Annotated in this window: 14 protein-coding genes and 1 tRNA gene; all 15 read right to left on the minus strand. The window is 47.9% G+C overall.

Annotated elements, in window-relative coordinates:
• Window positions 1-158 precede the first annotated feature (158 nt).
• The gene (locus ACZ481_RS25280) at window positions 159-848 is read right to left on the minus strand and encodes a hypothetical protein (RefSeq protein WP_464768101.1); all 690 of its coding nucleotides are present in this window, start codon (window positions 846-848) and stop codon (window positions 159-161) included.
• A 92-nt stretch (window positions 849-940) separates the two neighbouring features.
• Window positions 941-1,225 carry a pro-sigmaK processing inhibitor BofA family protein gene (locus tag ACZ481_RS25285; RefSeq protein WP_464768102.1) on the minus strand — a complete coding sequence of 95 codons (285 nt, stop codon included), beginning with the start codon at window positions 1,223-1,225 and terminating at the stop codon, window positions 941-943.
• A gap of 44 nt (window positions 1,226-1,269) precedes the next feature.
• Complete coding sequence (locus ACZ481_RS25290; protein ID WP_464768103.1) at window positions 1,270-1,566, minus strand: YaaL family protein; 297 nt, start codon at window positions 1,564-1,566, stop codon at window positions 1,270-1,272.
• Between the two features lie 119 nt (window positions 1,567-1,685).
• A complete protein-coding gene (locus ACZ481_RS25295) occupies window positions 1,686-1,955 on the minus strand; it encodes a YaaL family protein (protein ID WP_464768104.1) in 270 nt (89 codons plus the stop codon).
• Between the two features lie 54 nt (window positions 1,956-2,009).
• Window positions 2,010-2,603, minus strand: coding sequence for a recombination mediator RecR (gene recR, locus ACZ481_RS25300; protein ID WP_464768105.1), 594 nt, complete (start codon window positions 2,601-2,603; stop codon window positions 2,010-2,012).
• Window positions 2,604-2,606: 3 nt separating this feature from the next.
• The gene (locus tag ACZ481_RS25305; RefSeq protein ID WP_144352233.1) at window positions 2,607-2,933 is read right to left on the minus strand and encodes a YbaB/EbfC family nucleoid-associated protein; all 327 of its coding nucleotides are present in this window, start codon (window positions 2,931-2,933) and stop codon (window positions 2,607-2,609) included.
• Window positions 2,934-2,944: 11 nt separating this feature from the next.
• The gene (dnaX, locus tag ACZ481_RS25310) at window positions 2,945-4,666 is read right to left on the minus strand and encodes a DNA polymerase III subunit gamma/tau (protein ID WP_464768106.1); all 1,722 of its coding nucleotides are present in this window, start codon (window positions 4,664-4,666) and stop codon (window positions 2,945-2,947) included.
• A 374-nt stretch (window positions 4,667-5,040) separates the two neighbouring features.
• Window positions 5,041-5,130: transfer RNA gene (locus ACZ481_RS25315), tRNA-Ser, on the minus strand.
• 387 nt (window positions 5,131-5,517) lie between these two features.
• Entirely contained in the window at window positions 5,518-5,736 is a 219-nt protein-coding gene (locus tag ACZ481_RS25320; RefSeq protein WP_464768107.1) for a hypothetical protein, read from the minus strand.
• Between the two features lie 23 nt (window positions 5,737-5,759).
• Window positions 5,760-7,877 carry a heavy metal translocating P-type ATPase gene (locus ACZ481_RS25325; protein WP_464768108.1) on the minus strand — a complete coding sequence of 706 codons (2,118 nt, stop codon included), beginning with the start codon at window positions 7,875-7,877 and terminating at the stop codon, window positions 5,760-5,762.
• Window positions 7,877-8,401: an HMA2 domain-containing protein gene (locus ACZ481_RS25330; RefSeq protein ID WP_464768109.1), complete on the minus strand. Its 525-nt coding sequence runs from the start codon at window positions 8,399-8,401 to the stop codon at window positions 7,877-7,879. Before ACZ481_RS25330 ends, ACZ481_RS25325 begins: the two co-directional genes overlap by 1 nt.
• Before the next feature lie 6 nt (window positions 8,402-8,407).
• Window positions 8,408-8,890, minus strand: coding sequence for an HMA2 domain-containing protein (locus ACZ481_RS25335; protein ID WP_464768110.1), 483 nt, complete (start codon window positions 8,888-8,890; stop codon window positions 8,408-8,410).
• Window positions 8,891-9,225: 335 nt separating this feature from the next.
• Window positions 9,226-11,601 carry a ferrous iron transport protein B gene (gene feoB, locus ACZ481_RS25340; protein ID WP_464768111.1) on the minus strand — a complete coding sequence of 792 codons (2,376 nt, stop codon included), beginning with the start codon at window positions 11,599-11,601 and terminating at the stop codon, window positions 9,226-9,228.
• 27 nt (window positions 11,602-11,628) lie between these two features.
• Window positions 11,629-11,841 (minus strand): FeoA family protein, encoded by a 213-nt coding sequence (locus ACZ481_RS25345; RefSeq protein WP_144352240.1) that lies wholly within the window; start codon window positions 11,839-11,841, stop codon window positions 11,629-11,631.
• Window positions 11,842-11,854: 13 nt separating this feature from the next.
• Window positions 11,855-12,088, minus strand: a complete 234-nt coding sequence (locus tag ACZ481_RS25350) for a FeoA family protein (protein WP_464768112.1) — start codon at window positions 12,086-12,088, stop codon at window positions 11,855-11,857.
• Window positions 12,089-12,113 lie beyond the last annotated feature (25 nt).

The following is a 12,113-nucleotide window of genomic DNA, read 5'->3' on the forward strand; positions in this document are numbered from 1 at the left end:
AATGCGGTAAGTATTAATTGCGGTTATTAGTTTATTGTCAATAAAGCAATTTATGCTTCCCCTAATTCAAACCAACTGACTTTTGTACGGCAGAATTGAGGATATATTTAAACATAAAGACAAACAGCCTGACTTTCTTGAACCAGGCTGTTCTCCCCTTACCAGAAGGTACGCGGCATAATTCGTTCCAGTGGCCAGACCGGGTTACCCATACAATCAGCAGGGCCAATTTTTTCAGCTATCTCAGCGATTGCGGCAGTAGCTACTACAGGTATACCTATACGGCTGGCGGCCTCGCTGATGCCCTTAGCACCGCGCTGAACAATTTCAACAGTAGTTTCTTCAGCCATGTGGGTATTATTAAGTACAGCATCGACCCTGCCTAGCGTTGCGACATATTCTAAAATATTGTCTACGGTTGAGGTAAAGGGACGTGACATATTAAGTACAGCGATAATTTTAAGATACGGATTCTCAAACGCGCCTTCTACCAGATTAAAAATCCTCGCACCATGTACACCATAGCCGACGTCCATAATAATATTACCTTTACGCCGCAATACCCAGCGCATTGAGCCTTTGATCACACTGCCTGCTTCTCCCAGACCCATGGTATCATGAGTTTCCCATGCCACTACATCAAGCCCTTGCTCTTCAAGCTCCTTTTTGATCGGCCGCAGGGTATAGCACGGCTCAACCGTGTCCAAATCGACGAGAGTAACAGCCAAGCCCTGTTTCTTAAGATAAATAGCCCTGTTTACGGCATTTTCGCTTTTACCGCTGGCATATTCGCCCACATAGGCTTCAATAATCGGTTCAGTTAAATGCGCTGTTTTTACAGTCTCCACCGCTTAATACACCCCTTGTCCATGCAATCAATTATAAGCTACAGGCTCTAGTGCGCAATTTAACAGTCGTAATTTGTTAATCCTCCGACAGGCTAATTAATAAATATTTTAAACAATATCAGCAAAACAACACCTGGTAATCCCAAAAAACCGGCGACAAGAGCAGTAATTGGATTAATACCAATCGTAAAACCGAAGTAGCCGCCGACCAGATTAACAACCCAGAGCATAATCCCCCCCACTAAACCGTTGTATATTAGTTTAAACACCAGTTTAATGGGCATTAAAAACATCCGGCCGATAAGGTAGATTAAAAGAATACCGAATGCGTAAGCAATAATAACATTAAATTCTAAACCTGCCGGTAAAAGCGACATCTCCTCACGCCCTTTCAGAACTAGCTTGTTCTAATTTTACCATGCTATAATACTCTGCGTATAGTTCCCGTATCAGAAAATTCCGCTAGGTTGGCGCCCAAAGGATAGCGAACGCCTTCCTGCCGGGCCTGTCTGAGCAAATACATATACCTGCGTTCACAGGCTTTACTCAGATAAATAGCATAATCAATTAAATCGGTATCAGTAACTGAATTATAATAATTTTGAGCATACAACCAGTCCCGCCGGGCCTGATCCACTACCTCCGCCAGACCAGGCAGGTTCTTACCGCCAGATTGTTCGTTATCCCAAAGACCTAATAGCCGCCGCCATGCCATCATCCATATCCCTCCACCTGAATAACTAGCCTTAAATGTGATCAGTCACCACATCCTGCTATAGACAATATATGTTGGCCAGTCCAAAAAAATGAAAAAATACCGGAATGAAGATTCCGGTATTAGGCATGCGGCTTAACTGAATGGTGCATATGAACCCCTTCATACCGTGCACGCTTTAACAAATATGTATATTTTTTTTCGGCAGCATGAATGAGAAAAGTGGCATGATCGACTAAATCAACATCAGAAACATTGTTATAGTAGTTTTGGGCACTCAGCCATTCCTGTCTTGCTTGCTCAATCTGTTGGGCCAAAGGGGGAATACCGGGAACAATCGTCACATTTTGGGGTATAAAACTATGGATAATGTTCATTAGCACTGTCTTCATTGCATCTCCTCCCTGTTATAGTATTCCCATAAACAGGCAGGATAAACAGTGGCTTTACATTTCCCTGCGGTTTTCCAGGGCTTTGGACAAAGTGACCTCATCAGCATATTCGAGGTCCCCCCCCACCGGCAAACCGTGAGCAATACGCGTGACTTTAACACCAAGCGGTTTCAGCAGTTTGGCAATATACATGGCTGTAGCCTCACCCTCGACATTGGGATTGGTAGCCATAATTACTTCCTGGATCCCCTGACCGATTCGGTCTAAAAGCTCTTTCACCTTGATATCGTCAGGCCCTATACCTTCAAGCGGTGATAGTGAACCATGCAGTACATGGTATAAACCATTAAATTCACGGGTTCGTTCCATTGCCGTTACATCTTTAGGGTCTTCAACAACACATACAAGTGACTTATCCCGCCCTTCAGACCGGCAAATCTGACAAGGATCGGAATCTGTTAAATCAAAACAAACCGTACAGTAACCAACCCGCTCTTTTGCATCTGTAATGGCCTGTGACAAAGCAAGCACCTGGCTTTTATCCATTTTGAGCACATGATAGGCAAGGCGGGCCGCCGATTTAGGTCCAATCCCCGGCAAGCGGCGAAAATGCTCAATTAGCCTGGCAATTGGCGCAATATAGCTCATAAATTAAAACATTCCTGGTGGCAGATTAAGACCGCCGGTTAGTTTTCCCATCTCCTGGGCCATCATATCATCCACTTTGGTCATGGCCTCATTAACAGCAGCGGCAACCAAATCCTCCAGCATTTCTACGTCTTCAGGATCGACGGCAGAAGGCGAAATTTTCACCGACTGAATTCTCTTTTCCCCGGTGACTACAACTTTAACTGCGCCGCCCCCGGTGGATACTTCAATCGTCCGGGATTTAAGTTCTTCCTGAAGTTTGGCCATATCGCCCTGCAATTTTTGCACCTTTTTCATCATTCCCGCCATATTTCCCATATTACCAAACATGTGTCAGCCTCCTAATTTTTTTTATCTTCCTCAATTTTTACTATTGTACCGCCAAACATCATTTGTGCCTGCGTAACAGCCGGATGATTAATACCAGGATCAGGCTGCACAGAAACTGCTGGTGGTGCAGCTGTTGGCTTGGCGACCGGTGTATCCTGTCCCAGTACACAAATAATTCGTACTTGCTGTCCGGTAACCTGAACAAGTGCCTTTTCGACAATTGCCCGATAATCGTCTTTTTCAGTCCGTTCTTTCGGAAAAGTGGCCGAAAAACGTACTGTTGCCTGATTATCAGCAAGGGATATTAAGTGACCTTGCATAACACAGGCGTGTACGGACCGCTTTCCACTAACTAAGAGTTCCTTAAGTACAGCTGCCCATACTTCATTTAAGTTGCTTATATTACCTGCCGCCTCAGCAGGAGGCGGCGGTATAACAGGTTCAGACCCCGCAGCTGGCACCTCAGACTGACGGGGAGCTTGGGGAGCCGGTCGGGACAGCTCAGGTGCACCAGAAGCCGGCTTGGGCGGCGTTGCCGGCTGTGGGCTTACATTGACAGGACTTGCCACCCCTACCGCTGCTTGGCTGGCAAAACGGGCCTCGAGCACGGCAATCCGCTCCATTAAAGCAGCAATATCTGTGCTTACCGTCCGCCGGCATAAAGTGATAAGTGCCATTTCCACAGCAATGCGCGGTTCAGCTGCCCATTTTGTCTCGTTTGCGGTCGTATGCAAAAGCTCCAGCATCGCTACCAGTTCCTGATGAGAGAATTTAGCGCTTTGGGCGGCTAAAACTGATTTATCCTCACTGTACATCTCAATGTTTTCAATAGTAGGAGCGGCTTTAAACAGCATCAGGCTGCGGGCGTGCAGTGCCATTTCAACAAGCAATTGGCGTACATCTTTGCCCAGGCTGATAACCTCATCGAGTTTGAGCAGCAAGCTGTGAGTATCACGTTCAGCTATTGCATCTGTTAACTGCCATACCCATTCGTGACCAATTAATCCCAGCAATTGCCTGACATGGGCAGCAGTTATTAAACCGCCGCTATCCAACGCAGCGCATTGATCCAGAATGCTGAGAGCATCACGCATTCCGCCATCAGCCTGAACAGCAATCAGTCTAAGCGCCTCAGGCGCCACCTGTAGATCGCTGTGTTTTGCAACCAGCGCTAACCGCTGCTCAATTTCTCTTACACCGATGCGGCGGAAATCATAGCGTTGGCAGCGCGAGTGAATTGTCGCTGGAATTTTATGGGGTTCAGTTGTGGCCAGGACAAACACTACATGGCCGGGCGGTTCCTCCAGCGTCTTCAGCAGAGCGTTAAAAGCCTCTGTCGTTAACATATGGACTTCATCAATTATGTATACTTTATAGCGCCCGTCTACCGGTGAAAATTTAACAGTTTCTCTAAGATCACGAATTTCGTCAATCCCCCGGTTGGAGGCCGCATCTACCTCAAATACATCCATTGATGTGCCGGCAGTGATCTTTTCGCAGTTTGGACAGGCATTACAGGGGATTGTGGTAGGACCCTGCTGACAATTCAGGGACTTCGCCAAAATTTTAGCGGTAGTCGTTTTGCCGGTACCCCGTGGTCCGGCAAACAAATAGGCGTGGGCAATCTTACCGGAGGCAATCGCATTTTTCAGGGTCACACTAATATGATCCTGCCCGACTAAACTGCTAAAATCCTGTGGCCGCCACTTTCGATACAATGCCACATAGGCCATCCCCACACCTCCTTACCTTACAAGATTGTTATATTCCACACGAGTAAAATGTTTCCCTTTTTCGGGAAAATAATTATATAAAAAGCTTGTTACACGTGGCTTGCCTGCCTTAGTTGTATATAGCAAAAAAGCAGCCCGGCATTGGCTACTTTCAATAATTTATAGATTTCAGTTAGGTTAGAACGGCTTTGTTTTCTACGACGGACCATAGCAACAGCCAGGCACCCTTACGGCACATAAAAATGATCACTTAGCGCTGCTTCCTTCCGGATCTGACGCGGTTCATGAGTTCCTATTGCGTAAGACCCGGCCCTGCTATAGCCCGGCCTAGAAAACAAAAAGCCGTATCAGCGGCCCCGCAATTGTAGATCTTATGGCGGAGAGAGAGGGATTCGAACCCTCGGTACCCTTTCGAATACACACGCTTTCCAGGCGTGCTCCTTCAACCACTCGGACATCTCTCCATGTGCTCTCGACAGAAACTTATTATATACTATTAAACCAGACATTGCAAGCGCCATTTTATTACATCTACAGATATAAAGGTTACTGTAAAAGCCCCAATCAGCCTTGACCAGATACTTTTTAATTATAACCAGTGCTCAAGGCCTTGTCAAGCTACCGCTGGAAAAACATTTTAGACAGTTTAAATATTATATACTAATTAAAATAACTTGTCTAGTTATTTTAATGGCAGCAGGCCAAACAAAAGTGAATGAGGCAACAGCCAGCAACATATTATCAATCGCAGGATCGCAGCTTCCTAACAAGATACGAGTAAAAGCCCAACCCGTACTTATGGGTTGGACCTTTACGGTAAATACCAAATACAAAAAGTGCCCAAATTACGCCTAAACTCCAGCTTGTTGCCGTTCCGCGATCAAGTCCTCCAGACGTTCTTTTTGACGCATCAGTTCGTCTAGCGGGATTTCACCCACTCCCTGAGCAGTCGCTACTGGCGCGGCCGGGGCCACAGCGCGCACTGACTGTTCCGACATCAGCTTGTACCCAAATGCCCCGGCAATAGTGCCAACAACTAGACCTATCCAAAAGTCAGTTCTTGTAAACATCTATATTCACCTCCTTTCCTACTCTACCACCGCTTCTTATGAGCCACTAAAATCCGGGCACTATTGAGCACTACGCCAATCGTCGCAGCATTATGAATAAGAGCCGAGACCATCGGATTGGTTCGCCCAATCGCCCCCAGCAGCATTGCTGCCGTATTGACGGCAATGGTTGCAGTAAAGTTCTGCTGGACAATCTTCATTGTCTGCTTGCCTAAGGCAACTACCTCCGACAGTACCAGCGGGTCCTCTGAATTAATAGTAATAGCAGCTGATTCCACGGCAATATCGGTCCGCCGTCCACCCATAGCGACACCTACATCGGCAAAAGCCAAAGCAGGCGCATCATTAACGCCGTCGCCCACCATCAGGACCTGAGACCGCCGTTTTATCCGGTTTACCAGCGTTGCTTTATCCTCCGGCAAAACCTCGGCATAATGAGCATCAAGATCCAGAGCGGCGGCAACATGATTGGCCACCGGTTCCGTATCACCGGTAATCATGACAACCTCATCAACCCCCTGGCGCCGCAACTGGTTAATTGTCTTTTTCAGATTAGGACGTATAGGGTCACTGACAACCAGCAACCCTAATAACGCTTCGTCTCTCGCCACATAGACCAGATTATAGCCGCATTCCGCCCCGGGGTCGTCGCCAAAGCCCCGGCAGTCCAGCTTGTACTCTTCCATAAACCGCCAGCTGCCAACCAAAATTCGCCCGCCGCGAATATCCTCAAAGTCCGGAACTTCAGCCAAAATACCGCGGGCGACAATAGTTTCCGTACTGCTATGCGGCGGAATTTCCCAGCCTAATGCCGCCACATGATCCAGGATAGCGCAAGCCAAGGGGTGAGCTGAATGTAATTCGGCGGAAGCGGCCAAAAGCAGCAGTTCCTGTTCGGTAATGCCTGGTGCCGTTTTAACCGCGACAATTTGCGGCTTACCAACAGTAATGGTACCGGTCTTGTCCATCACGACCGTATCGATCCCCGCCAAAGTCTCCACATAATTGCCGCCCTTAACCAGTACCCCCCGGCTGGCGGCCCGCCCGATCGCCGCCGAAATGGCGGTAGCGGTGGAAAGTTTCAACCCACAGGAAAAATCAATAAACAGCATATTCAGCACCCGCTGCCAGTCCTTGGTTGCCCCATAAACCAAACCGGCGGCAATAAAGGATATCGGTACCAGCATGTTAGCCATACGGTCAGCAAAATTTTGCACCGGTGCCCGCCGGGCCTGCGCCTCTTCTACCATGTGAACGATACGGGCTAAAGCCGTATCATCCCCCATTTTTTCTACCACAATCTCCAAAAAACCATTTTGCAGAACAGTGCCGGCATAAACATAATCACCAGCCTGTTTTTCAGCGGGTATGTATTCACCGGTAATTGAGGATTGGTCTACAGCTGCGGCCCCCGCTAACACTCGGCCATCAACACATATTTTTTCTCCGAGGTGCACACCAACCCGGTCTCCCGGCTTGAGGCTTTCCACTGCCACACGGACTTCATGGCCGTCATCCTCTATTTTCCAAATATATTGCTGGTCAAGCCGCAGCAAAGTGGAAATATGCTTACGGGCCCGCTCCGCAGTATAAGTAGTCAGCATCTCGGCAAAATTAGAAAGAGCCAGGAGCGTCAGGCTTGATTCGGGTTTTCCACCTAAAATCGAGGCCATGACGGCAGTTGTCGTCAGCGTGTCAGCATTAGGCTGCCGCTCAATCAGCAAACTGCGCACCCCACTGGCAATAAATTTCCGGGCTACAAACAGGACAAAAGCACTACGGCCCCAATAAACAGCAGTAAATGCTGCCGGCATAGCCATACGCAGCAATTGCAGCCCCACCAGACCGGCGCCTGCCAGTATTGCATCCCGGCGGTATTCAAGGAACAGAGAGTTTTCCTCTCCCTTATACTGCTTAACGGCAACAGCCTGGACCGGACGATCCGGACGACCTGCATTGTGAATCTCCGCCACTATAGCCGGCATAGCCAACTGCCCGGTATAATATATAGTCAGCCTGCCGGTGTCATCAACAAAGGCACTGCCAACAGCCAGATTTTTCCTTATACGGATCTCCAAAAGCGCTTTTTGTTGTGCAGATAAAGCCTTATTTACAGGCAGAGTAATATATCGGTATCCCATCAGCGACGTCCTTTCAGCAGAGAATAGGCCCACCATATCATCTGCGGCCCTGATGGACGCTGGCCCAAATTCCACATTTTGGCCCCTCCGCGCACTAGCATCAATAACGCCATAATTGTCCGCAAATCCAGGACAGTTGCGGTATTCTGAAATATCGTACGGTTCATTCGCCGGAAAAAACGTTGAATCTCCATGCCAAGCCTGCCATAATCGGCCCGTGGCCCCGGCAACCTGTGCAATTGCTCTAGATATTCCATCACCAGGTCAAGGTACTCTTCCGGCAATGTGTATTCTACGAGCAAGCTGCCGGTTTCCGGGCTTATCTTAACCTGGGAAATCCCTTTTATCCCCCCTAAATGACGCTGCCAATCCAACGCCAGCTCCTGGTTATGGAGCAAATCCTCATGCTGATACCGCCGCCTGCCAGGCAAAGCATGCACCAGAGAAAAGCCGTCGCTACGCAGCAGTTGATTTAGCTGACGTCCGGCAGAAATCCCTAAGGCTAATCCGGTAAGATAACTCATTTCGTATCACCTTCCATATTGTTTAGCTACTAGCTTCTCAACATCGCGCAGCAGGGGGTTTTGGGAAATAGCTTCGGGTGAATAATGGATAAGCAGTGAACCAGTAGCCGTATTAACAGTGTAATCCTTAATTTCCGGTATTGTCGCCAGATAATCGCTCACCTGCCGGGCTACCGCCTGATTATTCAGCAGGTGCTGCGAGAACAGGCGGACACGACCGGGCATATAGTGCAGGACTTGCGTCTGTTGTAAAAAAAATTTAACTTTAGTGGATGAATTGACGACCAGGGAAGCTAGGTCCATCTCATGTCTCTCCTTGTGCAAATAATGAGTAAACTGCCTGCGATGCTGCCATGTATGAATAGTCGCCAGCAGGACAAAGCCTAATCCCAGCCACAAATGCACTCGCTTGTTGAGCGGCAGGGTGAGAATACTCCCCAGCAGCGACACTACCAAGCCTAAATTTATTCTCCCATGGCATAAATTCATCACATCAGCTCCTTTTATCTCAGAATTGAATATGATTATCAATTAATTCTTATAATTATCATACTATTGATACCAATTGGTGTCAATATATTTACCAAATTATGCTTCTAGGTTTTGCCTGCGCCAAAAGAGCCCCTGACCGCAGCGGCCAGGGGCTCTTGACAAGTTATAAAGTTTACTTTTCTTCCTTGTGGCAGCTGGATCCGCAGCCACTAGAGCAATGGCATTGCGATTTACCTTGTACTTCACGCCAAACTAATCTAGCTATATAGCCAGCCGCAATCAAACCAATAACAGATATAGCTATCGTATCCATCTTATTCACTCCTTTTCTGTTAATACCCCAGTAAGGTGCCAATCTGATATACGAGGAAGGACATTATCCACGCCAGCGCCGTCGTATAAACGCAGGCAAAAGCCGGCCATCTCCAGGAATTCGATTCGCGTTTGATAACAGCTAACGCTGCCAGGCAAGGCGAATAAATAAGCACAAACACCATCAGCGAATAAGCGATTAACGGGGTAAAGGTGGGATCGTCGGCCAGTGCCTGCTGCAGGGCAACCGAACCCTCGTCATCTGTACCGAGATTATAAATTGTTCCCATTGTGCTGACTAAAACCTCTTTGGCCGCAAAGGAGGCTACTAAACCAATACCCGCCTTCCAGTCAAACCCTAGCGGTTGAATTGCCGGCTCGATGAATTTACCCATCCGCCCGGCATAGCTTTGTTCCAGCTTTTCATGAGCCTGCTCGCTTTCATAGGCGGCGAGCTGCTCATCCGTTTCGCCTTTAAGCTCTAAGTAGCGGGCAGCCAGAGGATATAATTCAGGGTTAGCCACTTCCAGCTCTTTGACTTTGGCATCTTTCTCAGCTGTCAACGCTGCTAGTTCCGCACCTTCCTCCTCAAGTTCTTCACTTGCTGCGGCAAACTCTTCATCTATTGCTGTCATATCGGCAATTAATGCTTCCAGCTCTTTATTCTCTTCAATTGCCCCGATATTTAAAGGCTTGACAATCTCCTCGTCGACCTGCTGACTAAAGCTGGTTTCAGCCTGTGCAGCCAGTGCCTCATAGTCTTTGCTGAAATCAACCTCACTCGGATAGTTAACCATAAACCAAACCAGGATCGAAACAGCCAGGATTATCGTACCGGCTTTTTTCAGATAGAGTACGCTCCGTTCCCACATATGCAGCAGAATGGACTGTATCGTCGGTATACGGTAAGGGGGCAACTCCATAACAAAAGGCTCCGGTTCGCCGGTAAAGAGTACACTCCGGAAAATACGGGCCATAACAATGGCCAGAAATATACCTAATACATAGATGGAAAACAGCACTGTACCGGCAACACTTTCATGGAAGAAAGCAGCGATCAGCAGCGTATACACAGGCAGTCTCGCACTACAGCTCATAAGCGGTGTTACTAAGATTGTGACCATACGGTCCCGCGGGTTTTCGAGAGTTCGCGTACCCATGATTGCCGGCACGCTACAGCCGAAGCCGAGCAGCAACGGGATAAAGGACTTGCCATGCAAACCTACTGCATGCATAACCCTATCCATGATAAAGGCTGCCCTGGCCATATAACCGGTATCTTCAAGCACGGCAATTCCCAAAAATAGTATAATAATATTAGGCAAAAATACGATAACTCCGCCGACACCACCGATGATGCCGTCAACCACCAGCGATTTCAGATCACCGTCAGGCATTGTTTGGCCAACCCACTCACCTAAAGCCCCCATACCCTGTTCAATCCAATCCTGCGGATAGGCGCCTGCAGTAAACACAAAATTAAATAATAGCCACATGAGTCCAAGGAATAGGGGTAACCCAAGCGTACGATTTGTTAACACTCTATCGATCTTATCAGATGCACTTAAGGCGCCGTCACGTTTGGAAGTAATGACCTGCTGACTCAGCGTGCCAACAAACTGATATCTGAGATTGGCAATGGCCAGTTCCGGATCCATGCCGGAAGACTCTTGCAGGCTTTTCCGGGCTGCGTCAACAGCAGTTAGAACACGGGCACCTTCCGCTAACGCCTTAACTGCATTAACGACCTCTTTATCGTTTTCCAGCAGCTTCAGGGCCAGCCAGCGCTGCGGGTACCGCAATTCATGTTTTACGTCGATCAGCAAATTACTGATTTCAGTGATTTTGGTTTCGACATCAGCACCATAATCAATAACAAACGATTTTTGGGCCTTATCGCCCGCTACTTGTACAGCAGCAGCCAAAAGATCATCCAAGCCGGTGTTGCGGTTGCCAATTGTCCGGACTACCGGCACCCCTAATTTTTGGGATAATACTTTATCGTCAATTTTTGTGCCTATGCTTTCGGCAACATCGACCATATTGAGGGCAACTACCATTGGCCGTTCCAACTCCAGCAATTGCACGGCCAGATATAAATTACGCTCCAGATTGCCGGCATCCAGGATGTCAACAATGACATCAGGTTTATCCTGCACAATAAAATTACGGGCCACCAGTTCATCCAGCGAATGAGCAGTCAGGCTGTATGTACCTGGCAAATCAACCACTAACAGTTCATGATTTTTAAACTTACGGTACCCTTCACGTTTTTCAACAGTTACCCCGGGATAGTTGCCCACATGCTGTCTGGCGCCGGTAACACTGTTAAATATCGTTGTTTTGCCTGAATTGGGGTTACCAGCCAGCGCAATGCTCAATTTGGTATTTTCCAACGTAAAAATCCTCCTTCTTCCTGCTCCCTATTTTACAGTAATGTTGCAAGCCAGGGAATTGTTTAGCATAATCCGACTGCCGCGAACCTTAACAATGACGGATTCATTGGTACGGCTCAGCACACAAACCGGCGTTCCCGGTGTAAAGCCAAGATCAGTAAGGCGCGAGCGTACTTCCCGCGGGCCGCCCAATGCAGCTACGACCATCAACTGACTTGGTACAGCATTATGGATCGGCATAAATCGTCACTCCTTACTCACTTAGTTGGATTTCGATATTTTTGGCCTCGACCTTGCGTAAGGAAAGGTTAAACCCCATGACCTTGACTTCCATCGGGTCGCCAAGGGGAGCGTATTTTTGCACCTCTACTTTTGAGCCAGGCACTACCCCCATGTCAATAATGCGGCGTTGGACAGGTCCATTACCATGAATCTTTGCAACTGTCCCCCGCTCTCCAGGCGATAATTCACTTAACAATTTTACCACATCTGATTCCTCCCCATTACTTTTA

The sequence above is a fragment of the Sporomusa intestinalis genome, assembly GCF_055383785.1.

Coding starts and splice junctions, on each gene's coding strand:
- ACZ481_RS25320 (WP_464768107.1), bottom strand. CDS start 5,736: ATGTTTACAAGAACTGACTTTTGGATAGGTCTAGTTGTTGGCACTATT.
- ACZ481_RS25325 (WP_464768108.1), bottom strand. CDS start 7,877: ATGGGATACCGATATATTACTCTGCCTGTAAATAAGGCTTTATCTGCA.
- ACZ481_RS25330 (WP_464768109.1), bottom strand. CDS start 8,401: ATGAGTTATCTTACCGGATTAGCCTTAGGGATTTCTGCCGGACGTCAG.
- ACZ481_RS25305 (WP_144352233.1), bottom strand. CDS start 2,933: ATGTTTGGTAATATGGGAAATATGGCGGGAATGATGAAAAAGGTGCAA.
- ACZ481_RS25285 (WP_464768102.1), bottom strand. CDS start 1,225: ATGTCGCTTTTACCGGCAGGTTTAGAATTTAATGTTATTATTGCTTAC.
- ACZ481_RS25335 (WP_464768110.1), bottom strand. CDS start 8,890: ATGAATTTATGCCATGGGAGAATAAATTTAGGCTTGGTAGTGTCGCTG.
- ACZ481_RS25290 (WP_464768103.1), bottom strand. CDS start 1,566: ATGATGGCATGGCGGCGGCTATTAGGTCTTTGGGATAACGAACAATCT.
- ACZ481_RS25345 (WP_144352240.1), bottom strand. CDS start 11,841: ATGCCGATCCATAATGCTGTACCAAGTCAGTTGATGGTCGTAGCTGCA.
- recR (WP_464768105.1), bottom strand. CDS start 2,603: ATGAGCTATATTGCGCCAATTGCCAGGCTAATTGAGCATTTTCGCCGC.
- dnaX (WP_464768106.1), bottom strand. CDS start 4,666: ATGGCCTATGTGGCATTGTATCGAAAGTGGCGGCCACAGGATTTTAGC.
- ACZ481_RS25295 (WP_464768104.1), bottom strand. CDS start 1,955: ATGAAGACAGTGCTAATGAACATTATCCATAGTTTTATACCCCAAAAT.